Source organism: Myxococcus sp. MxC21-1 (assembly GCF_032612255.1).
Classification (GTDB): domain Bacteria; phylum Myxococcota; class Myxococcia; order Myxococcales; family Myxococcaceae; genus Myxococcus; species Myxococcus virescens.
The window spans coordinates 4,674,440-4,699,395 of the sequence record NZ_CP123278.1 but is presented as its reverse complement, the minus strand read 5'-3'; the positions used below and the strand labels follow the sequence as shown (position 1 = coordinate 4,699,395).

Sequence of the window (24,956 nt, the reverse complement as noted above, 5' to 3'; positions counted from 1 at the left end):
GCACGACACCATGAGCGAGAACAACGGCAGCGCGGGTAGCGACATCGCCATCATCGGCATCGCCAGCCGCTTCCCCGGGAGCGCGGACGCACGGGCCTTCTGGCGCAACCTCCGCGAAGGCGTGGAGTCCATTTCCCGCGTGCCCGTCGAGGCGCTGGAGCCTTCTCCGCTGATGTCCGAGGCGGTGCGTCATCATCCGGACTTCGTGCCGGTGGCGGCGGAGCTGGAAGGCGGCGACCGCTTCGACGCGGCCTTCTTCGGCATGGCCCCGCGCGAGGCGGAGTGGATGGATCCGCAGCAGCGCGTGTTCCTGGAGTGTGCCTGGACGGCGCTGGAGGACGCGGCGCTCGACCCGGAGCGCTTCGCGGGAAAAATCTCGCTCTACGCGGGCGCGAGCGCATCCCTGCACAGCCTGGCGATGTTGGGGCAGGGGAATCTGGACCCGGCCTCGTTCTACGAGCTGATGAGCACCTCCGCGGAGAACCTGGCGACGCGGGCGTCCTTCAAGCTGGGCCTGCGGGGCGAAAGCCTGTCGCTCTACACCGCCTGCTCCACGGGGCTGGTGGCCGTCCACATGGCCTGCCAGAGCCTGCTGATGCGCCAGTCGGACGTGGCGTTGGCGGGCGCGGTGCGCCTGGCGATGCCGCAGCGCTCGGGCTACCTGTTCCAGGAGGGGATGATCCTGTCGCCGGACGGGCACTGCCGCGCGTTCGACGCGCGCGCGGCGGGAACAGTGCCGGGCAACGGCGTGGCGGTGGTGGTGCTCAAGCCGTTGGAGGACGCGCGCAGGGACGGTGATCGCGTGTACGCGGTCATCCGCGGCTCCTCCATCAACAACGACGGCGGCCTCAAGGTCGGCTACACGGCGCCCAGCGTGGAGGGGCAGGCGGACGTCATCGGCGAGGCGCTGGCATTCGCGGGCCTGGACGCGGGCGACATCGGCTACGTGGAGGCGCACGGCACGGGCACTCCGTTGGGGGACCCCATCGAGGTCGCGGCGCTCACGCGGGCGTACCGTCGGCACACGGACCGGAAGGGGTACTGCGCGCTGGGGTCGGTGAAGCCGAACGTCGGCCACCTGGACACGGCCGCCGGTCTGGCGGGGCTCATCAAGGCCACGCTGGCCCTGGCGCATGAGGAGGTGCCGCCCACGCTCCATTTCGAGCGGCCGAATCCCGCCATCGACTTCGCGAACAGCCCGTTCTTCGTCGTCGACCGCCTGCGGCCCTGGCCCCGGGGCCCGGTGCCTCGCCGCGCGGGCGTCAGCTCGTTCGGAATTGGAGGGACGAACGCGCACGCGGTGCTGGAGGAGGCGCCGCTTCCGGAGCCTGCCTCACCGAGTGTCCGGCCCACCCAGGTGGTGACGCTGTCGGGCCGCTCGGCGGAGGCCCTGGACGCCGCGGTGCGGGACCGGCCGCCTGGCTGGAGGCCGCGCCGACCGACGTGGCGCTGGAGGACGTGGCCTTCACGCGCAACGTGGGCCGCCGTGCCTTCGAGCACCGGCGGGCCTTCGTGGCGAAGGACCGCGCGGAGCTGCTGGCGAAGCTGCGCGGCCCGGGAAGCCCCAGGTCGTGGAGAACGTCGTGGCGGCACGCGAGCAGGGCGTGGCCTTCCTGTTCCCGGGCCAGGGCGCGCAGACGGTGGGCATGGGACGCGCGCTTCACGCTGCGGAGCCCGTCTACCGTGAGGCCCTGGAGGCCTGCCTGGAGGGGCTGGGGGCCCGGTTGGGGGCGGCGGTGCGTGACGTGCTGTTTCCCTCGCCTGGAGCCGAGGCCGCCGCGGAGCAGACGTTGGCCGACCCGGGCATCGCGTTGCCCGCCCTGTTCGCCGTGGAGTATGCGCTGGCGCGTCAATGGGAAGCCTGGGGTGTGCGCCCGCGCGCGCTGCTGGGGCACAGCTTCGGCGAATACGTGGCGGCCTGCCTCGCGGAGGTGCTGCCGCTGGAGGATGCGCTGGCGCTGGTGTCGGCGCGAGGCCGTCTGATGGCGCGGATGCCGCCCGGAAGCATGACGGCGGTGGCTTGCGCGGAAGAGGAGGTGCGTCCGCTGCTGACGGGGGCATTGTCGCTGGCCGCCGTGAATGGGCCGGACCGGTGCGTGGTGTCCGGGCCCTCGGGGGACGTGGAGGCATTGGAGCGCGAGCTGAGCGCGCGGGGCGTGGGCGTGCTGCGGCTGCCCGCGCGGCATGCGTTCCACTCGGTGGCGGTGGAGCCGGTGATGGAGGAGCTGCGGCGCGTGGTCGCGGGCCTGCGCCTGTCCGCACCCCAGCGTCCGTACATCTCCAGTGTCACCGGGACGTGGATTCGCCCGGAGGAGGCGACGGACCCGGATTACTGGCTGCGCCAGATGCGGGCACCGGTGCGCTTCGGGGATGGGCTGGAGACGCTGAAGGCGGACGGGTGCGACGTCTTCCTCGAAGTCGGCCCGGACCAGGCGCTGACCGCCCTGGCGAGGCTGGGGCTGCGAGGGCACCGAGGACGCGCCGTGGCCTCGCTGCCCCGGGCGGGCTCGGCCCTGGATGCACACGCCGCGTTGATGGAGGCGCTCGGAACGGTCTGGGCGCAGGGGCTCGCCATTGACTGGCAGCGCGTCTACGCGCACGAGTCACGCCAGAAGGTGGCGCTGCCCACCTATCCCTTCCAGCGGCAGACCTTCCGGACCCCGCTGCCCACCTCGGTGGTGGCCCGGCCGGAGACGTCCACGGCGGTGGCGGAGCGCCCCGCGGAAGCCGGAAGCGCGCTCCACCTGGAGGCGCCAGCGGAGCAGGCCGGGGCCCACACGGACGTGGAGCGCAAGGTGTTGGCCATCTGGCGCGAGCGGCTGGGCCGGACCGACTTCGGCATTCACGACGACTTCCTGGAGCTGGGTGGCAACTCGCTGATGGCGGCGCAGTTGTTGACCCGCCTGCGAGAGGCATTCCCTGTCTCACTCCCCTTGAGCGATGTCTTCGATGCGCCCACGGTGGCGGGCATTTCGGCCCGCATCCAGGCGCGGCTGGGCACGCCCGGGACGGCGTCCACGGACCCGGTCCTGCCGCCATTGGTCCGCATCCCGCGTGGCGGAGCGTTGCCGCTGTCCGTGGTGCAGGAGCGCATCTGCGCGCTGGAGCAGGCCCTCCCCGGCAACCCGGCCCTGAACATGTATGTGGTGCTGCGGTTGCATGGCGCGCTGGACGTGGCGCTGCTGGAGCGGGGACTGGAGGCGGTGGCACAGCGCCACGAGGCGCTGCGCACGTCCTATCCGCGTGGAGAAGGCGCTCCGAGCGTCCGCATCGCCCCGGAGCTGAAGTTGCCACTCTCCGCCGAACCGCTGGACCCCGCGGCGTGGCAGCCGCGCGTGCACGACGAGGTGGCCCGGCCGTTCGACCTGGAGCACGGGCCGGTCGTCCGAGCCCGGCTCTGGCGGCTGGCACCGGAGGAACATCTGCTGGCGGTCACCGTGCACCACGTGGTGTGTGACACCTGGTCGCTGGTGGTGCTCGCGAAGGAGCTGGGGGACCACTACACCGCCTTCATGCAAGGGCGGCCGGTGGCGCTGTCCACCTTGCCCGTGCAGTACGTGGACTACGCGGCCTGGCAGCAGCAGGCGCTGAAGAACGGCGCGTTCGCTTCCCAGGTCGCGGCCTGGCGCGGGCGTCTGGCGGCGTTCCCGCGTCCGCTCGAGCTGCCGGTGGACCGGCCGAAGGGGAGGGGCCCGCGCTTCGTGGCCAGTGCTTGCGCGTGGGCTTCTCGCGTGCGCTCTCGGCCTCCGTCCAGGCGTTCGCGCAGCGAGAAGGTGTCACGCCGTTCATGGTGCTGTTGGCCTCCTGGAAGGCGCTGCTGTCGCGCTGGACGGGCCGGGATGACGTCGTGGTGGGGACGCCCATTGGCAACCGGAGCCGGCCGGAGCTGGAGCCGTTGATCGGCTACGTGGCGCACTCCGTCCCGTTGCGGACGGACCTGTCCGGGGACCCACCCTTCAAGGAGCTGGTGGCGCGCGTGCGCGAGGTGATGATGGAGGCCTACGCGCACCCCGACGTGCCATATGAGTCGCTGGTGCGGGAAATCGAGCCCGCGAAGGACACCGGCCGCGGCCGGGTCTTCGACTCGATGTTCGTGCTGCACAGCCGGTTCAATCTGAACCTGGAGCTGCCGGGTCTGCGCATGAGCCTGGCGGAGCTCGAGAACGGTCCACCCGAGTTCGGCACCGTCCTGTCGGACCTGTCCGTGGGCCTGGGGGAGCACGAGCACGGCTTCTCCGGTACCGTCGACTACGCGGAGGAGCGCTTCGAGCAGGACACCGTGGAGCGGATGGTGGCGCATTGGACCGCGCTGCTCGAAGCGGCGGTGGCGGAGCCCGGCCTGGCCCTCTCCGCGCTGCCGCTGGAGCACGCACGGGCCAGTCAGGCGCTGGCCTCGGAGCCCGAGGCATCCGCATCGGCGGTGACGCCAATCGCGGCGCTGCTTCGGGCTCGCGCCATGACGGACGCGTCCCAGGTAGCGATGACGGCGCCGGACGGGCGGGGCGTGACGTGGGGCGAGTTGCAAGGGGCCGTGGGGCGTCTGGCCGCCGTGCTGTCGGACCGCGGCGCAGGGCCCGAAGCGCTGGTGGCAGTGTGCCTGGAGCCGTCGGTGGAGCGCGTGGTCGCGCAGTGGGCGGTCCAGGAGACGGGCGCGACCTACGTCCTGCTTCCCGTGCCTCGGTTGATGGAGCTGCCGGACCTCGCGCCTCCAGGCGCGCCGCCTCCGCTGCTGTTGACCCACGCGAAGGTCCGCACGGGCGTGTCCCTGGATGCCGCGCGCGTCCTCCATGTGGAGACGGTGCTCGCGCACGCAGGAGATTCAGCCCGAGGCACCCCAGTGGCGCCGCTGCGGGCTTCTGACTCGGAGCGGGTCTGCCTCGAGCCGTGGACAGGGCCTCGGGGCGAGCAGCTCTGGGCCATCCACACACACCGCACCGTGGCGGGGCTGTTCGGCCGCCTGGACGCGGATGTGACCACGGCGGAAGGTGTCTGGCTCGCGGCGGAGGAGCCGCAGGCTGCCGGCGCCGGGCTGGAGGTCCTCTGGGCCCTGACTCGCGGGCTGCGGGTGGTGTTGCCAGCGGAGCGCGCGCGCTTCACGCAGGTGGGGGCTGGCGCGGAGCCTGCTCGACGGCGCCTGGACTTCAGCCTGTCGTTCTTCGCCAACGACGAGGACTCGCTGGGCGGTCGTAAATACCGCCTGCTGCTGGACGCCGCGAAGTTCGCGGATGCGAATGGCTTCTCAGCGGTGTGGACGCCGGAGCGGCATTTCCATGCGTTCGGCGGCCTGTACCCGAGGCCGGCGGTGGTGGGCGCGGGGGTGGCCACGGTGACGCAGCGCCTGGGCATCCGCGCGGGGAGCGTGGTGCTGCCGTTGCACGACCCCATCCTCGTCGCGGAGGAGTGGGCCGTGCTGGACAACCTGTCCGATGGCCGCGTGGGCGTGTCCTTCGCTTCGGGCTGGCACGCGAATGACTTCGTGTTCGCGCCGGACCGGTACGCGCGCCGGAAGGAGGTCATGCACCGAGGCATCGAGGAGGTGCGCACCCTGTGGCGAGGCGGGACGGTGCGCCGGCGCAACGGCGCGGGCGCGGAAGTGTCGCTCTCACTGCGGCCACGCCCGGTGCAGCAGACGCTGCCCATCTGGCTCACCGCTGCCGGAAACCCGGAGACCTTCCGGCTGGCGGGCGAGCTGGGGGCCTACGTGCTCACCAACCTGATGGGCCAGCACCTGGAGGACCTGGAGGGGAAGGTGGCGCTGTACCGCGACGCCTGGCGGCAACATGGCCATGCGGGACGGGGACACGTGAGCTTGATGCTGCATGCGTATCTCGGCGACGACCCGGCCGAGGTCCGGCGTCGGGCACGACAGCCGCTGCTCGACTACTTCCGCAGCTCCGTGGACATCGCCGCGGGCTTCATGGCCGGCATGGGGCTCGGCATGGACCCCCGTTCGCTGACGCCCGCGGACATGGATGCGCTGCTGGCGCATGGCGTGGAGCGGTACGTGGAGAGTGGCGGCCTCTTCGGTACGCCGGACTCCTGTGGGCCCATGGTGGAGCGTGTCCAGCGGCTCGACGTGGATGAAATCGCCTGCCTGGTGGACTTCGGGGTGGAGGTGGAGGCGACCCTGGAGGGGTTGCGGCACCTCGACGCCTTGCGCAGTCGCCATGCCCCGGAGCCCGGACTCGCGGTCCCGATGCCGCCGCTGCGGGAAGGCCCGGGGGCGGCGGAGGCCCTGCTGGCGCTCGTGCGCGAGGCGGGCATCACCCACCTGCACTGCACCGCGGCGCTGGCGCGCTCGATGCTGGCGCTCCCCGACGCAGCGGAGGCGCTCCGGCCCATCCGCCACGTCTGGCTCGAAGGCGCGTCCGAAGAAGCGGCGGCCTCCCTGGCGCGCGCCATGCCCTGGCGTGTCGCGCACCGGCAGCCGGACCTGGGCCTGGGGGCCTGGGGGCTCGCCGCCGTGCCGGGAGATGCCTCGCGCTGGGATGTCGTGGATGGGCGCGGCCAGCCCGTGCCGGTGGGCGTCATCGGTGAGCTGGTGGTGAAGGGCGCGGGCGTGCCTCGCGGGCTCTGGAACGCGCCGGACTCCACCTCCGTGCGCATCCTCGCTGGAAGCACGAATGCCGCGAGGCGGATGGCCACGGGCCGGCGTGCGCGGCGCAAGCGGGATGGCTCGCTGGAGCTGTTGCCCGCGCTGCCTGTCCCGGAGGGCAGGCCGACACCCCCGAAGGCGATGGAGGCTCGGGAAGGCGTGGCGAAGAAGCCCGAGGCGCCCGCGTCCATCACCCGGGTCCCTCGGGGACGTCCGCTGCCGCTGTCGTTCGCGCAGCAGCGGCTCTGGTATCTGGACCGGCTGGAGCCGGGCAACGCCGCCTACAACAACGCCGTCGCGTTCACCGTGAGCGGCGCTCTGGATGCCGCGGCGCTGGAGCGAGCGTTGAACGCGGTGGTGCGCCGGCATGAGGCCCTGCGGGCCACGTTCTCCATGGAGGGCACCGAGGCGGTGCAGACCCTCGCGCCGTCGCTGGAGATCTCCATCTCCCTGGAGGCGGCGGAGGGCGCCAGTGCAGCGGACGTCGCCCGCTGGACACGTGAAGAGGCGCGCCGTCCCTTCGACCTGGAGCGGGGACCGCTGCTCCGCGCGACCTTGCTGCGGTTGGGAAGCACCGAGCACGTCCTGCTCATCACGCTGCACCACATCATCTCGGACGGCTGGTCCGCGGGCGTGATGGTGCACGAGATGGCTCGGCTGTACGAGGCCGAGCTGACGGGCCAGCCTGCCGCCTTGCCCGCCCTGCCGGTGCAGTACGCGGACTACGCGCTCTGGCAGTTGGAGCAGATGCGGGGCTCCGCCCTGAAGGCCGAACAGGCGTGGTGGCGCGACGTGCTGGCGGATGTCCCCGTGCTCCAACTGCCCGTGGACCGTCCGCGTCCTCCGTTGCAGACGCACGAGGGCGAGCAACTGCCCTTCGCCGTTCCGAAGTCCCTCACCGACGCCTTGGTGGCGGTGGGGCGGAAGGAGGGCGCCACCCCCTTCATGGTGCTGATGGCCGCGTGGCAGGTCCTGCTGCATGCGTACACCGGGCAGGACGACTTCGCGGTGGGCACGCCGGTGGCGGGCCGCGACCGGCCCGAAGTCGAACCGCTGATTGGCTGCTTCATCAACTCCATGGCCCTGCGCGCCGACCTGTCCGGCGACCCCTCGTTCGTGGAGGTCCTGGGGCGGGTGCGAAGAACGGCGCTGGACGCGTTCGCGCACCAGGAGGTGCCCTTCGAGAAGCTGCTGGAGGTGCTGCACGCGCCGCGCGACCTCAGCCACACGCCCGTCTTCCAGACGATGCTGATTCTGCACAACACGCCCGCCGCGGCGTTGTCGCTCGTCGGGCTCCAGCTCCGCAGCCGTCCCGTGCATGCGGGTGCGACCAAGCTGGACCTCGCGCTGGAAGTCACCGAGACGCCCGAGGGGCTGCGAGGCAGCATCGAGTACAACACCGGGCTCTTCGACGCGGAGACCATCGCCCGGCTGTCAGGCTCGCTCATGCGCTTGCTGGAGGTCGCCGCGAGCAGCCCGGAAGTCCGGCTGTCCCAGCTCGACCTGCTGGACCGCGCGGATCGAAACCGGTTGCTCGAGGAGTGGAATCCCGCGCCCACGGCAGGGCACCTCCCAGCGGACACGTTGCCTTCGAGGTTCCTGGCCCAGGTGTCGCGGACGCCGGACCGGGTGGCGGTGGAGGATGGCGTCCGGACACTCACGTATCGCGAGGTGGAGGTGCTGTCGGGGCGACTGGCCCGGCACCTCGTGTCGCGAGGCGTGAAGCGAGGTGACATCGTCGCGCTCGCGGTGTCGCAGCCGGCGGAGGTCGTTGCGGGGCTGATGGGCGTGACCCGTGCGGGGGCGGCCGTGGTGGTGCTCGACGTGGACCATCCGGCGGAGCGTCTGGCTGGCATCCTCGCGGACACACGGGCCCAGGCGCTGGTCGCCTCCGAGTCGTGCCGTGCCCGGGTTCCCTCGCGCGAGGGGCTGACGATCATCCCCCTGGATTCCCTGCCCGAGGCGTCTGAGGACGTGCGCGGCCTTCCGGAGGGGACGGATGCGGCGTGTATCGTCTACACCTCCGGCTCCACCGGTCGGCCGCGTGGCGTGGTGCTGGAGCACCGGCACCTGGTAGCCGCGACCCAGGCCCGCGCCGACGTGTACGGTGAGCCGGGGGTGGTGATGTCCCTGGCACCTTTCACCTTCGATGCCTCGCTGGCGGGACTGCTGTGGTCCTTGTTCGGAGGCGGCACGCTGCGCTACCCGGACGCCGAGGAACATGGGGACCCGCGCCGGCTCGCTGAGCGGATCGCGCGCTCTCACGTCACGCACCTCGTCTCCGTGCCCTCGCTCTATGGGCAGATATTGGCGGCGGCGCCGGTGGGAGGGCTGAGGGGCCTGCGCGCGGTGAGTGTGGGAGGCGAGCCGTGTCCCGTGGAGTTGACGCGGGCGCATCATGAGGCGCTGCCCGCGGTGTCCCTGTTCAACGAGTACGGCCCCACGGAAGCCACCGTCTGGAGCACGGTGCACCGGGTGCGTGTGGACGAAGAGGGGCGCGTGCCCATCGGACGCGCGGTGCCTGGGGCCCGCGTGTACCTGCTGGACGCGCACCGCAGGCTGGTGCCGCGGGGCGCACCGGGCGAGCTGTACGTGGGCGGCGCGGGCGTGGCGCGGGGCTACCTGGGCCAGCCTGGGCTCACGTCCGAGCGCTTCGTGGCGGACCCCTTCGACGGCCGCTTGGGCGCGCGCATGTACCGCACGGGCGACGTGGCGCGCTGGCGGGCGGACGGGACGCTGGAGTTCATCGGCCGCGTGGACCATCAGGTGAAGGTGCGGGGCTTCCGCGTCGAGCCGGGTGAGGTCGAAGCCGCGCTGCTCGCGCATCCGGCGGTGAAGGAGGCCGTCGTCGTCGCGCGTGAGGATGGGAAGGGGCCGAAGCGCCTGGTCGCCTACGGGGTGCTCGCGACGGAGGGGCCGGGTGAGAAACCAGACGCACAGGCCCTGAAGGAGTGGGTGCGTTCGCGCCTGCCGCCGTACATGGTCCCCGCGGCCTTCGTCGCGATGGACGCGCTGCCGCGCACCCGGCACGGCAAGGTGGACCGCCGGGCGTTGCCCACGCCGGACCCGGCCTCCGCGGCGGCGCCGGCCGCGCCTCATTCGGAGGTGGAAGCCACGCTGGTGTCGCTCTGGCGGGAGGTGCTGGGCGTCGAACGCGTGGGCATCCACGACGACTTCTTCGAGCTGGGGGCGACTCCATCCTGGGACTGCAGATCGTCACCCGCGCACGCGCGCAGGGCATCGAGCTGTCCCCGAAGCAGCTCTTCCAGAACCCGACGGTGGCGCGGCTCGCCTCGGTCGCGGGAACGCGCCTTGCGGTGCAGGCCGAGCAAGGCCCCGTCGTGGGGCCGGTGGCGCTGACGCCCATCCAGCACTGGTTCTTCAACCTGGGATTGGAGGCGCCACACCACTGGAACATGTCCTTGCTGCTGGAGGCGAGAACCTCCTTGGACGCCGCCTTGCTGGAGCGCGCGCTGGCGCACCTGCTTGGGCATCATGACGCGCTCCGGCTGGGCTTCGCGAGCGGGGAGGATGGCTGGCATCAGGCCATCTGCGAGCCAGGCGCGCGCGTCACAGTGGCGCGCGTGGACCTGTCGGCCGTGCCGGAGGTGGAGCGCCCCTCGGCGCTGTCGCGGCACGCGGAGGCGGCGCAACGCGCGCTGCGGCTGGAAGGGCCGCTCGTGCAGGCGGTGTTGCTGGAGTGGGGCGCGGGCCACTCCACGCGGCTGATGCTGGCGGTGCATCACCTCGTGGTGGACGCGGTGTCATGGCGCATCCTCCTGGAGGACCGGCGACGGCGTACACGCGGCTCGCGGCGGGGGACGCCGTGGTGCTGCCTCCGAAGACGACGTCGTTCCAGGCGTGGGCCCGTGGCCTGGAGGCGCTGGCGCGCTCGCAGGCGCTGACGGCGGAGCGGGCCTGGTGGCTGGAGCGGCCCTGGCGCGAGGCCCACCGGCTGCCCGTGGACTTCACGGGGGCCTCAACACGGAGGCCACCGCGAGCACGGTGCAGGTGACGCTGGAGCCCGAGCAGACGCGCACGCTGCTGCAGGAGGTCCCAAAGGCGTGGCACACGCAGCCTCAGGAGCCCCTGCTGACGGCGCTGGCGCAGGCACTGACCGCGTGGGCGGGAGGGGCCGTCGCGCTGGTGGACGTGGAGGGGCACGGACGGGAAGAGGTGCTTCCGGGCGTGGACGTCTCTCGCACGGTGGGCTGGTTCACCCGGGTCTTTCCCGCGCTGCTCGACCTGCGGGGGACGACGGGGCCGGGCGAGGCGCTTCGCGCCGTGAAGGAGGGGCTGCGCGCCGTGCCGTCACGAGGCATGGGGTGGGGGCTGCTCCGCTACGTGGCGAGGGACGCGGCGCTGGCGGCCTTGCCAATGGCGGAGGTGGGCTTCAACCACCTGGGGCAGCTCGATGGCGTCGTGGGCGAGGGGGCTCCTTCGTGCTCGCACCCGAGGCGGCGGCCCTGCGGCAGCGAGCCCCGAGCGCGCGGCGGCCATACCTGCTCGATGTGACGGGCATGGTGCGTGACGGGCGGCTGGTGGTCCTCTGGACGTTCAGCGAGGCGGTGCACCGCCGTGAGACGGTGACGCGTGTCGCCGAGGACTTCCTCGCGCGCCTCCAGGCGCTGGTGCACGCATCGCGCGCGCCGGATGCGGGAGGGCACTCGCCCTCTGACTTTCCGCTCGCGAAGGTGAAACAGGCGCAGCTCGACAAGCTGTCCGCACGGTTTGGAAAGAAGACGCGATGAGCGACAACATCGAGGACCTGTACCCCCTGTCGCCGTTGCAGGGCGGCATGCTGTTCCATGCCATCGCAGAGCCCGGCCGGGGGCTGTACTTCAACCAGCTCGTCTGCGAGCTGCGCGGCCACCTGGACGTGGCGCTCTTCACCCAGGCGTGGAACACGGTCGTCGCGGCGCACCCGGTGCTGCGCACGGCGTTCGTCTGGGATGACGTGGACGAGCCGATGCAGGTCGTTCTGCGCGAGGTGGACCTGCCGGTCCGCATCGAGGACTGGCGCGACCTGTCGCCCGAAGCACGCGAGTCGCGGCTGGAAGCCTTGCTGGCACAGGACCGTCGCGAAGGCTTCGACCTGTCCTGGGCGCCGTTGGTGCGCCTAGCGCTGCTGCGCGTCGGCGATGATGCGCATCGCTTCGTCTTCAGCCACTCCCACCTGATCCTGGATGGCTGGTCCGTGCCGCTGGTGATCCGCGACGTCCTCGCCCTGTACGAGGGCGCGTGTGCGGGGAAGCAGCCTCGCATCGCGGCGCCTCGGCCGTATCGGGACTACATCGGGTGGCTGGGTGAGCAGGACCTGGCGGTGTCCGAGTCGTTCTGGCGGCAGGCGCTCGAAGGCTTCGACGCGCCCACGAATCCTCGCGTCGAGCCTGGTGGAGGGGAAGGGAAGGGCAAGGCCTCGCGAGAGCTGTTCCTGTCGGAGGCGCTCACCTCGGAGCTGAGCCGCTTCGCGCGGAAGCAGGGGCTCACGTTGCACACCCTGGTGCAGGGGGCCTGGGCCTTGGTGCTCGGTCACCTGTGCGGGGCGGAAGATGTCGTCTTCGGCACCACTGTCTCCGGACGTCCCCCGGGACTTGGGGGCGTGGAGGACATGGTCGGGCTGTTCATCAACACCCAGCCCGTGCGAGTGCGGCTGCCTCCCGGTGCATCGTTCGGGCCCTGGCTGCGGCAGATCCAGGAGATGCAGGTGGAGGCGCGGCAGCACGAGCACGCGCCGCTGGTGAAGGTCCAGCGCTGGAGTGGCGTGCCCGCTGGCACCTCGCTCTTCGAGACGTTGGTCGTCTTCGAGAACTATCCGCTGGATGCCGAGCTCACGTCCTCCGCCAGGGCCTTGGCGGTGCGGGATATTCGCGCGGTCGAGGCGGACCACTTCCCGCTGACGCTCATCTCGACGAACGGCTCCCGGCTTCCGCTGTGCTTGCGGTACGACCGGGCGCGCTTCACCGCGGCCTTCGCGGATGCACAGCTCGAACGACTCCGCTTCGCGCTGGAGGCGATGGCGGCAAGGCCGGACGGCGCACTGGGGACGCTGTCTCTGCTCGCCGAGCCCGAACGTCACCAGGTGCTCGTGGCGTGGAACGACACGCGCACCGGCTTCGCACCCTGGGCCAGCGTGCAGGAGCGCTTCTTGGCGCAGGTCGCACGCAACGCGGACGCGCCAGCGGTCCGGTGCGAGGAGAAGGAGGTGACGTACGGGGCGCTGGACGCATGGGCCAATCAGCTCGCGCACCAGTTGAGAGGGCAAGGCGTGGGAGCGGACGTGCCCGTGGCGCTGTGCCTGGAGCGAGGTGTGGAGTGGGTGGTGGGGATGCTCGGCATCCTGAAGGCAGGGGGCGCCTACGTGCCGCTGGACCCCTCGCAGCCAGAGTCTCGGCTGCGGATGCTGGTGGAAGAAGTCGGCGCGCCAGTGGTGGTGACGCAGGCGCGATACGCCGCGATCTTTGAAGGGACGCGCGCGCGCCGGGTGGCGGTGGATGGAGAGGCCGCGCTGCTGGAGCGGTGGCCTTCAGCGGCACCGCCGATCGTGGCGGTGCACCCGGAGCAGCTGGCGTACGTGCTGTTCACGTCAGGCAGCACCGGGCGGCCCAAGGGGGTGGCGGTCACACACGGGCAGTTGGCGAATTATGTGCAGGCGGCCATTGAGAGGTTGGGGTTGGCCGACTGCACCAGCTTCGCGCTGGTGTCGACGGTGGCGGCGGACCTGGGGAACACGGTGCTGTTCCCGGCGCTGTGCACCGGAGGGCTGCTGCATGTGTTGACGCAGGAGAGGGCAAGCAGCGCGGCGGGCGTGGCGGAGTACTTCGCCCGGCATGGGGTGGACTGCGTGAAGCTGGTGCCCTCGCACCTCGCGGCGCTGATGAGCGGCGCGGAGCCGAGACTGGTGCTGCCGAGGAAGCGGCTGGTGGTGGGCGGGGAGGCAGCGTCGTGGAGCCTGCTGGAGCAGGTGCATGCGCTGGCGCCCGGGTGCGAGGTGTACAACCACTACGGCCCGACGGAGGCGACGGTGGGCGTGTTGGCGGGGCGCGTGGAGCTGCCGCGTCGGCCGACATCGCCAGCGGCGGTGCCGCTGGGGCGGCCGATGGGCAACACGCGGGTGTACGTGCTGGATGGGAGCCTGCGTCCCGTGCCGGTGGGAGTGGCGGGGGAGCTGTACGCGGGAGGCGCCCAGGTGACGCGAGGGTACCTGGGGCATCCGGGGCTGACGGCGGAGCGGTACGTGCCGGACCCTTACGGTGGGGAGCCTGGCGCGAGGATGTACCGCACGGGAGACAAGGTGCGGTGGCTGGCGGACGGGCGTTTGGAGTTCATCGGCCGGGTCGACTTCCAGGTGAAGGTGCGGGGCTTCCGGGTGGAGCCCGGGGAGGTGGCGACAGTCCTCAGAGCCCATCCCGAGGTCCGGGATGCGGTGGTGGTGGCGCGCGAAGACGTGCCCGGAAACAAGCGACTGGTGGCGTATGCCACGCCCGCCTCGCAGCCAGCGCCTGACACGGCGGCGCTGCGCGCGTTCCTCCAGCAGCGGCTTCCTGGGCACATGGTGCCGTCGGCGCTGGTGGTGCTGGACGCCCTGCCGCTGACACCCAATGGCAAGGTGGACTGGCGCGCGCTGCCGCCGCCAGCGCTGCCCGAGGACGCAGCGCGAGTCTTCGAGGGGCCGCGCAACGCGAAGGAAGAGACACTCACGGCCATCTGGGCGCAGGTGCTCGACCGGCCGTGGGTGGACATCCACGAGAACTTCTTCGAGCTGGGTGGCGACTCCATCATCGCCATCCAGGTCGTCTCGCGGGCCGAGCAGGCGGGACTGCACCTTCGGATGAAGCAGCTCTTCGACCACCCGACCGTGGCGGGGCTGGCGGCGGTGGCGGGGGATGCTCCCACCGTTGATCCCCAGCTCACGGAGGAGCCTCCGTCCGGGCCCGCTTCCGGCTTTCCGTTGTCGGGGCTCTCCCCGGACGGCCTGGAGGCGTTCTCCAAGAGGCTGGCCACGCACGGTTACCACCTGGAAGACGTCGAGGACCTCTACCCGCTGTCACCGCTCCAGCATGGAATCTTGATCTCCCATCTCCAGGAGAGCGAGACCCAGCCGTACTTCAATCAGATCTCCTTTGAACTCGAAGGCCCACTGGATGAGCGCGCCTTCGTGGAAGCGTGGCGGCAGGCCGCCGATCAGTACGCCATCCTCCGGACCGCGTTCTTCTGGGAGGGGCTGGACACGCCGCTCCAGGCGGTGATGCGCGAGGTGCTGCCTCCCGTCGACGTCGAGGACTTGCGTCACCTGTCCGAGGCCGACCAGAAGGCCCGACTGGCCGCGTTCTTCGAGGAGGACCGCCGAATGGGGCTGGTGCTCACCCGCGCGCCCGGCTTCCGGCTGACGATGCTTCGCACGGGAGCGCGTGTGTGGCGCGTGGTGTTCAGCCTGACGCACCTGTTGCTGGACGGGTGGTCCACACAGGTGGTGCTGCGGGAGGTCCTCACCCGGTATGAGGCGCTGCGGAGAGGCGTGACGCTGGCACGAAGCGCCGTGCGGCCGTACCGCGACTACATCGCGTGGCTGGGGCGTCAGGACCTGGGCGCCGCGCGGGACTTCTGGCGCGCCGCGCTGGCGGGCTTCACGGAGTCCACCCGCTTGGAGCTCGGAAGGGCGCCGCGTGATGTGACGCTCCTGGGGGAAGTGCTGCTCCGGATGAGCGCGGAGGAGACGGCGGCACTGGAGGCTTTCTCGCGCCAGCAGGGCGTCACGGGAGGCACGCTGTTGCAAGCGGCCTGGGCGCTGTTGCTCTGGCGCTATACCGGAGAGGACGACGTCCTGTTCGGGTTGACCGTCTCCGGCAGGCCCCCGGAGCTTGCCGGCATCGAGGCGATGGTGGGCTTGTTCATCAACGCTATCCCCGTGCGAGTGCGCCTGCCCGCGTCGAGCCCCGTGGGCCCCTGGCTGAAGGGGCTGCAAGCCTGGCTCCAGGAGGCGAGGCAGTACGAGACGTCGCCCCTGGTGGAGGTGCGCCGCTGGAGTGAGGTTCCTCCTGGCCCCGCGTTGTTCGAGAGCCTGGTCGTCTTCGAGAACTACCCCCGGGACGCGGGCCTCACCACGATGTCGGACGAGCTGGTGGTTCGCGACCCGTACATCGTCGAGGTGGACTCACATCCGGTGACGATGATGGCCGTCCCCGGGCGTGAATGGCAGCTGCGCCTGACCTACGACGCCAGGCGCTTTGATGCGTCGGCGGCGAAGCGGATGGTCGAGCAGGCCCGGCAACTCTTGCGCGAGCTGTGTGGTTCAGAGCGCCGGACCTTGTCGGAGCTGTCGATGATGTCGGAGGAGGAGCGTCGCCGCTTGGTGGAGGAGTGGAGCGGGCGGCGAGAGGAGTACCCGAGGGAGGCGTCGCTGGCGGAGTTGTTTGAAGCGCAGGTGGAGAGGACACCGGGCGCGGTGGCGGTGGAGTGGGCAGGGCAGCAGGTGAGTTACGAGGCGTTGAATCGCCGAGCGAACCAGTTGGCGCACCACCTGAGGGGAATGGGAGTGGGCGCCGAGGTACGAGTGGGTTTGTGCGTGGAGCGCTCGTTGGAGTGGGTGGTGAGCGCGCTGGGGATTCTGAAGGCGGGAGGAGTGTACGTGCCGCTGGACGCGAGCTACCCGCTGGAGCGGCTGGGGTGGATGAAGCGGGAGGCAGGGGTGGCGCTGCTGGTGGCGCAGGAGAAGCTGGCGGACGAGGTGGCCGCGGGTGGAGAGCTGGTGGTGTGCGTGGACACGGAGTGGGCCACGCGGATTGCCAGGCAGCCGGAGACAAACCCGGAGGCGCGAGTGGGAGGAGGCAACCTGGCGTACGTGATGTTTACGTCGGGAAGCACGGGGAAGCCGAAGGGTGTGGCGGTGCCGCAGCGAGCGGTGACGCGGCTGGTGAAGGGAAGCGGCGTGGCGGACTTCGGGCCGGAGGAGGTGTGGCTGCAAATGGCGCCGACAGGCTTCGACGCGTCGACGTTGGAGGTGTGGGGCGCGCTGCTGCACGGGGGAAGCTGGTGGTGTACCCGGAGGGGCCGCTGGAGTTGGAGGCGGTGGGGCAGAGGCTGAAGGAGGCAGGGGTGACGTCGCTGTGGCTGACGGCGGCCCTCTTCGAGCAGATGCAGGCGTACCAGCCGGAGGCGCTGAGTGGAGTGAGGCAGGTGCTGGCGGGAGGAGACGTGCTGTCGGTGGGGCGGGTGAGGGAGCGGGTGAGGAGTGGGGGCATCCTCCTCAACGGGTACGGGCCGACGGAGGGGACGACATTCACGACAGTGCACCGCGTCGCAGAGGAGGACGTGGGGTTGACGGTGCCCATTGGGAAGCCGGTGGGGAATACGCGGGTGTACGTGCTGGACGAGGGAATGCGTCCGGTGCCGGTGGGGGTGAGGGGGAGTTGTACGTGGGAGGGGAGGGGCTGGCGGAGGGGTACGTGGGGAGGCCGGAGTGGACGGCGGAGCGCTTCGTGCCGTCGCCGTTTGGGGACGGGGAGCGGCTGTACCGGACGGGGGATGAGGTGAGGTGGCAGGAGGGTGGGCTGCTGGAGTTTCTGGGACGTCGGGACGCGCAGGTGAAGGTGAGGGGGTACCGGATTGAGTTGGGGGAGGTGGAGGAGGCGCTGAAGCAGCACGCGCAGGTGAAGGAAGCGGCGGCGGTGGTGAGGGGAGAGGGGCAGGAGAAGCGGGTGGAGGCGTACGTGGTGGCGCCGGGAGGAGAGGGCGGGGCGCTGAAGGAGTACGTGAGGCAGAAGCTGCCGGAGTACATGGTGCCGTCGGTGGTGGTGGTGCTGGAGGCATTGCCGCTGACGCCCAACGGCAAGGTCGACCGCAAAGCACTGTTGGCCTCCGACGCGGGTCCTTCCGAGCCGCGCCAGCACATCGAGCCGCGTACTGCCACCGAGCAGCGACTGAGCATCATCTGGTGTGAAGTGCTGGGCATCGAGCGGGTGAGCGCGGACGCTGACTTCTTCGAGTTGGGCGGGCACTCGTTGCTGGCCACGCAGCTCATCGCGCACATCCGCTCCGCCTTCGGCGTGGAGTTGCCCCTGCGCACGCTCTTCGCGTCACCGGCTCTCGAAGGGCTCGCGCTGCGAATCGAGGAGGCGGCGCGGGAAGCGGCGTCGCCGAGCGTGCCAGCGCTGACCCGGGTAGCTCGCATGGGCGCATTGCCCGTGTCGTTCGCGCAGCAGCGGCTCTGGTTCATCGACCAGCTCCACCCGGGCAGTGCCAGCTACAACGTCCCCATCGTCCTCCGAATCGAGGGCTCGCTCGATGTGGGCGCGTTGCAGCGCGCGTTCTCCGCGCTGGTGGCGCGCCACGAGTCGTTGCGCACGACGTTTGCCTCCCACGAGGGACAGCCTGTCCAGGTCATCCATCCGGCCATGGACGTCCAGCTCGCCTTCGAGGACTTGAGCACGCTGCCGGAAGAGGAGCGGGAGGCCGAATTCCGCGCGCGTGCGACGCGAACAGCCCTGCGGCCGTTTCATCTGGAGCGCGGCCCCTTGATGCGAGTGGGGCTGTCGCGGCTGTCGCCGGACGTGCACGCCCTGGTGCTGGTGCTGCATCACATCGTCTCGGATGGCTGGTCGCTGGGCGTGCTGGTCCGCGAGTTGGGCGCGCTCTATGCGGCCTTCCTCGAAGGACGGTCTCCCGGGTTGCCGGAGCTGCCCGTGCAGTACGCGGACTACGCGGTGTGGCAGCGGCAATGGCTGAGCGGGGCCGTGCTGGAGACACAGCTCGACTGGTGGCGGCAGCAGCTGTCTGGCGCGCCTCCTCATCTGGAGCTGCCTACCGACAAGGCCAGGCCGGCCACGTTGTCGCACCGCGGGGCATGGGTGCCGGTGCGGTTGCCACGGCCGATGAGCGACGCCGTGACGGCGCTGGCCCATGCGGAGGGAGCCACGCCCTTCATGGTGCTGCTGGCGGCCTTCCAGCTCCTGCTGTCGCGCTACTCGGGGCAGGAGGACGTGCTGGTGGGCTCGCCCATCGCGGGTCGCCGGTACGAAGAGACGGAGGGGCTCATCGGCTTCTTCGTCAACACCCTGGTCCTCCGCGCCCAGGTCCAGCCCCATGCCACCTTCCGCGAGCTGCTGGCGCAGGTGCGTGAGCGCACACTGGGGGCATACGAGCATCAGGACCTTCCCTTCGAGAAGCTCGTGGAGCATCTGCAACCCGAGCGGGACCTGGGGCGCAGCGCGCTCTTCCAGGTCCTCTTCGTATTGCAGAACGCCCCGGTGGGGCCGTTGGCGCTGCCCGGGCTGACCGTGAAGCCGATGGGGTTGATCGACAAGGAGGCGGCGCGCTTCGAGCTTTCGTTGAGTCTGGGGGAGACACCACGGGGTTTCGAGGGCTTGCTCCAGTTCAGCACCGACCTCTTCACGGTGGCCACGGCGGAACGGATGGTGTTCCACCTGGAGCAGGTGCTGAAGGCGGTCACCACGCGGCCCGAATCGCGCCTCTCCGAGATACCGCTGCTGACCGATGCCGAGCGTCATCAGGTGCTGGTGGAATGGAACGGCTCGGCAATGGCTCTCCCGTGGGAGGCTGTCCACCGGCGCGTCGAGCACCACGCGGAGCGGACGCCGGAGGCGCCCGCGGTGCGGTGCGAGGAGCGGGAGCTGACGTACCGCCAGTTGGAGGCGCAGGCCAACCAGGTGGCGCACCAGTTGAGGGGAATGGGGGTGGGCGCGGAAGTGCCAGTGGCGCTGTGCCTGGAGCGGGGCGTGGAGTGGGTGGTGGCGATGCTGGGGATCTTGAAAGCGGGAGGTGCGTACGTGCCGCTGGACCCCGCGCAGCCCGAGTCCCGCCTGCGCGCGCTGGTGGAAGAAGTAGCCGCGCCGGTGGTGGTGACGCAGGCGCGGCATGCGACGACTTTCGAGGGACTGTCGGCGCGCCGGGTGGAGATGGATGGAGACGCGGCGCGGAACGAGTCGCAGCCGACGGAAGCGCCGCGGGTAGAGGTGCAACCCGAGCAACTGGCGTACGTGCTGTTCACATCCGGAAGCACGGGGCGGCCCAAGGGCGTGGCGGTCACACACGGGCAGCTTGCCAACTACGTGGAAGCGGCGAATGCGCGGCTGGGGTTGGCGGAGTGCACACGCTTCGCGCTGGTGTCGACGTTGGCGGCGGACCTGGGAAACACGGTGCTGTACGCGGCGCTGTGGACGGGGGGACTGCTGCATGTGCTGACGCAGGAGCGTGCAAGCAGCGCTGCGGGCGTGGAGGAGTACTTCCAGCGGCATGGGGTGGAGTGTTTGAAGGTGGTGCCCTCGCACCTCGCGGCGCTGATGAGTGGCGCCGCGCCAGGGCAGGTGTTGCCGACGAAGCGGCTGGTGGTGGGAGGAGAGGCAGCCTCGTGGAGCCTGCTGAAGCAGGTGGCGGCGTTGGCGCCCGGGTGCGAGGTGCACAACCACTACGGCCCGACGGAGACGACGGTGGGTGTGCTGGCGGGGCGAGTGGCGCTGCCGCGTCGAGCGGAGTCACCCGCGACGGTGCCGCTGGGACGGCCGATGAGCAACACGCGGGTGTACGTGCTGGACGGGAGCCTGCGCCCTGTGCCGGTGGGCGTGGGGGGAGAGTTGTACGTGGGAGGAGCGCAGGTCACGCGAGGGTACGTCGGGCGCCCGGAGTTGACGGCGGAGCGGTACGTGCCGGACCCGTACAGTGGGGAGGCTGGAGCGAGGATGTACCGCACGGGGGACAAGGTGCGGTGGTTGGGGGATGGGCAACTGGAGTTCATCGGGCGGACGGACTTCCAGGTGAAGGTGAGAGGGTTCCGGGTGGAACCCGGAGAAGTGGCGGCGGTGCTCAGAGCGCATCCCGACGTCCAGGACGCGGTGGTGGTCGCGCGAGAAGAGGTGCCTGGAGACAAACGGCTGGTGGGCTACGCCGTTCGTACGGCCCGGGCGGCTCCGGACATCGCGGCCCTCAGGGCCTTCCTCCAGCAGCGGCTTCCTGGGTACATGGTGCCGTTGGCGCTGGTGGTGCTGGACGCCTTGCCGCTGACGCCCAACGGCAAGGTGGACTGGCGCGCGCTGCCCGTGCCGGACGTGTCGGCGCGTGGCCCGGCCTCCGCCTATGCGGCGCCGGCTTCCCCCATGGAAGAGTCGTTGGCCGCTGTCTGGGCCCACGTCTTGCGAATGGAGCGGGTGGGCCGGGAGGACGACTTCTTCGCGTCGGGTGGACATTCGCTCCTGGCCACGCAGGTGGTGGCGCGTGTGCGCGCGGTCCTGGGCGTAGAGGTCCCGCTACGCGCCCTCTTCGAGGCGCCCACATTGAGGTCCTTTGCCCAGCAGGTGGAGCAGGCGACTCGAAGCCAGACGCTGCCCGCGCTGCGTCCGATGCCTCGGGAGGGCCGGGTGCCGCTGTCATTCGCGCAGCAGCGACTGTGGTTCCTGGATCGGCTGAAGCCGGGCGGCACCGAATACAACGTACCGTATGTGCTGCGGGTGGAGGGCCACCTGGATGTGTCTGTCCTGGAGCGAGCCTTCTCGGAGTTGGTGCGCCGTCATGAAGTCCTGCGTACGGCCTTCCCGGATGAGGGTGGATCACCTGTCCAGCGCATCGCTTCGCCATCGCCGGTCCACCTCTCCATGGTCGAGCTGGGCGCTCAGGATGAGTCCGAGGTACGGCGCCGGGTGCGCGCGGAAGTCGACCGCTCATTCGAGCTCGCGCGTGGGCCGCTGCTACGCCCCCTGCTGTTGAAGCAGTCCGAGCAGGCGCACGTCCTCGTGCTGCTGTTGCACCACATTGTCTCGGACGGCTGGTCCGCGAGCGTGCTGCTTCGGGAGTTGGCGGCGCTCTACGACGCGTTCTCGCAAGGGCTGCCGTCACCCTTGCCGGAGCTGCCCGTGCAGTACGCGGACTACGCGCTCTGGCAGCGCGAGTGGTTGAAGGGCGAGGTGTTGGAAACGCAGCTTCGCTACTGGCGCGAGGCACTGGCGGGCGCGCCGCGATTCCTGGACCTCCCCACGGACAGGCCTCGCCCCGCGGCGCAGACCTTTCGAGGCGGCGTCCAGCGGCAGATGTGGCCGAAGGCGCTGTGGCAGCAAGTGGAGGCGACCGCGCGGCGAGAAGGGGCCACGCCGTTCATGGTGCTGCTGGCGGCGTATCAGACGGTGTTGTGGCGGCTCTCGGGGCAGGACGACATCAGCGTGGGCTTCCCCATCGCGGGGCGCACGCAGGCGGAGACGGAGGGGCTCATCGGCAACTTCGCCAATACCCTGGTGCTGAGGGCTCGCGTACGTCCTGAGCTTTCCTTCCGGGACATGTTGGCGCAGGTGCGTGAGGTGACCCTGGGCGCCTACGCGCACCAAGACGTCCCATTCGAGAAGCTGGTGGAGGCATTGCAGCCGGAGCGGGACCTGAGTCGCAGCCCGTTGTTTCAAGTCTCCCTGACACTCCAGAACACGCCTGCGCCCGAAGTGAAGCTGCGACAGGGATTGTCGCTGACGGTGATGGACGCGCGGATTCAGACGTCGAAGTTCGACCTGTCGATGTTCGTCGTCGAGCTGCCGGAAGGTGCCGCCGCGTCAGTCAATTACAACAGCGACCTGTTCGAGGCGAAGACGGCGGAGCGGCTGCTGAAGCAGGTGTCGGTGCTGCTGGAGGCCGCGGTCGCGAATCCGGAGACGCGCCTGGGCGAGCTGTCGATGATGTCGGAGGAGGAGCGTCGCCGCTTGGTGGAGGAGTGGAGCGGGCGGCGAGAGGAGTACCCGAGGGAGGCGTCGCTGGCGGAGCTGTTTGAAGCGCAGGTGGAGAGGACACCGGGCGCGGTGGCAGTGGAGTGGGCAGGGCAGCAGGTGAGTTACGAGGCGTTGAATCGCCGAGCAAACCAGTTGGCGCACCACCTGAGGGGAATGGGAGTGGGGCCCGAGGTACGAGTGGGTTTGTGCGTGGAGCGCTCGTTGGAGTGGGTGGTGAGCGCGCTGGGGATTCTGAAGGCGGGAGGAGTGTACGTGCCGCTGGACGCGAGCTACCCGCTGGAGCGGCTGGGGTGGATGAAGCGGGAGGCAGGAGTGGCGCTGCTGGTGGCGCAGGAGAAGCTGGCGGACGAGGTGGCCGCGGGTGGAGAGCTGGTGGTGTGCGTGGACACGGAGTGGGCCACGCGGATTGCCAGGCAGCCGGAGACAAACCCGGAGGCGCGAGTGGGAGGAGGCAACCTGGCGTACGTGATGTTTACGTCGGGAAGCACGGGGAAGCCGAAGGGTGTGGCGGTGCCGCAGCGAGCGGTGACGCGGCTGGTGAAGGGAAGCGGCGTGGCGGACTTCGGGCCGGAGGAGGTGTGGCTGCAAATGGCGCCGACAGGCTTCGACGCGTCGACGTTGGAGGTGTGGGGCGCGCTGCTGCACGGGGGAAGCTGGTGGTGTACCCGGAGGGGCCGCTGGAGTTGGAGGCGGTGGGGCAGAGGCTGAAGGAGGCAGGGGTGACGTCGCTGTGGCTGACGGCGGCCCTCTTCGAGCAGATGCAGGCGTACCAGCCGGAGGCGCTGAGTGGAGTGAGGCAGGTGCTGGCGGGAGGAGACGTGCTGTCGGTGGGGCGGGTGAGGGAGCGGGTGAGGAGTGGGGGCATCCTCCTCAACGGGTACGGGCCGACGGAGGGGACGACATTCACGACAGTGCACCGCGTCGCAGAGGAGGACGTGGGGTTGACGGTGCCCATTGGGAAGCCGGTGGGGAATACGCGGGTGTACGTGCTGGACGAGGGAATGCGTCCGGTGCCGGTGGGGGTGAGGGGAGAGTTGTACGTGGGAGGGGAGGGGCTGGCGGAGGGGTACGTGGGGAGGCCGGAGTGGACGGCGGAGCGCTTCGTGCCGTCGCCGTTTGGGGAGGGGGAGCGGCTGTACCGGACGGGGGACGAGGTGAGGTGGCAGGAGGGTGGGGTGCTGGAGTTTCTGGGGCGCCGGGACGCGCAGGTGAAGGTGAGGGGGTACCGGATTGAGTTGGGGGAGGTGGAGGAGGCGCTGAAGCAGCACACGCAGGTGAAGGAAGCGGCGGCGGTGGTGAGGGGAGAGGGGCAGGAGAAGCGGGTGGAGGCGTACGTGGTGGCGCCGGGAGGAGAGGGCGGGGCGCTGAAGGAGTACGTGAGGCAGAAGCTGCCGGAGTACATGGTGCCGTCGGTGGTGGTGGTGCTGGAGGCACTGCCGCTGACGCCCAACGGCAAGGTCGACCGCAAGGCATTGGCTGCTACGGAATTGCGGTCGCGCGTTGCCGCCGAGACCTTTGTCACGCCGCGCACGGACGCAGAGCGCGTGTTGGCGGGCATCTTCTCGGAGGTGCTGGGCGTGCCACGTGTCGGTCTTCATGACGACTTCTTCGAACTGGGAGGCCATTCGTTGTTGGCAACCCAGGTCGTGGCGCGTGTCCGCACGGAGCTGGGCGTAGACATGCCGCTGCGCGCGCTCTTCGAGGCGCCGACAGTGTTGCGGCTCGCGGTCTGGTTGTTGAGTTCGGACACGGAAGCGGGCGCGCGTGACTGTGTGGCATTGCAGCCTGAAGGTGCCGGCACGCCTGTGTTCCTCGTGCATGCCGTTGGCGGCGCCGTGGGGCCGTACCGTGCGCTGGCTCGGAGCATGGGGCGCGAGCGGCCCCTCTACGGATTCCAAGCCGCGGGGCTCGATGGACGCGAGCCTCCACTGGAACAGGTGGAGGCGATCGCCCGCCGCTACGTTGACGCAATGCGCGAGCGTCAGCCCAAGGGCCCCTATGTGCTGGGTGGTTGGTCCCTGGGTGGGGTGGTGGCGTTCGAGATGGCGCGAGAGCTGGAGCGTCAGGGGCAGTCCGTGGCGCTCCTGGTCCTGCTGGACAGCTTCGCTCCCGGCGAGAACGCGCCCTCGCGGGAACCCGATGCGGCGTTGCTGCTCGCGGGAATGGCCATGGACCTGGCACGGACAGCAGGTGCCGAGTCCACCCTGCGTCCGGAGGCACTCTCGGGCCTGACCGAAGAGGCGCAATTCACCGCCGTCGTCGAGCATGCGCGACAGGCAGGGTGGCTGCCTCCCGAGGTCGAGGCGTCAACGCTCCGCGCCTGGCGTGATGTGACTCGCGCGAACCTGAGGGCGTTGGCGGCCTACCGTCCCGGTCCCGTTCAGTGCCCCGTGCTGCTGCTGCGTGCGAAGGATGCGCAACGCTCCCAGGCGGTAGAGCCGTCCCACGGGTGGGCCCGCTGGGGGCTATCGGGCCTCACCGTGGAGGATGTCCCGGGGGACCACTACAGTGTGCTCAGGGCGCCGCGGGTGGAGACGCTGGCGCGCCGCCTGGTCGAACACGTCGGCGCCGCCACTGGGCGGCACGAGGCGGCGGGGCAGCAACGCGAGGGGTGAGCGAGGACTCCGCCTGAATGGCAGCGCCAT

Annotated in this window: 2 pseudogenes; both read left to right on the top strand. The window is 70.5% G+C overall.

Annotated elements, in window-relative coordinates:
* The first annotated feature begins 10 nt into the window (after window positions 1-10).
* A pseudogene (locus QEG98_RS42020) lies at window positions 11-11,346 on the top strand (MupA/Atu3671 family FMN-dependent luciferase-like monooxygenase).
* A pseudogene (locus QEG98_RS42015) lies at window positions 11,343-24,926 on the top strand (amino acid adenylation domain-containing protein). Before QEG98_RS42020 ends, QEG98_RS42015 begins: the two co-directional pseudogenes overlap by 4 nt.
* Window positions 24,927-24,956: the final 30 nt, after the last annotated feature.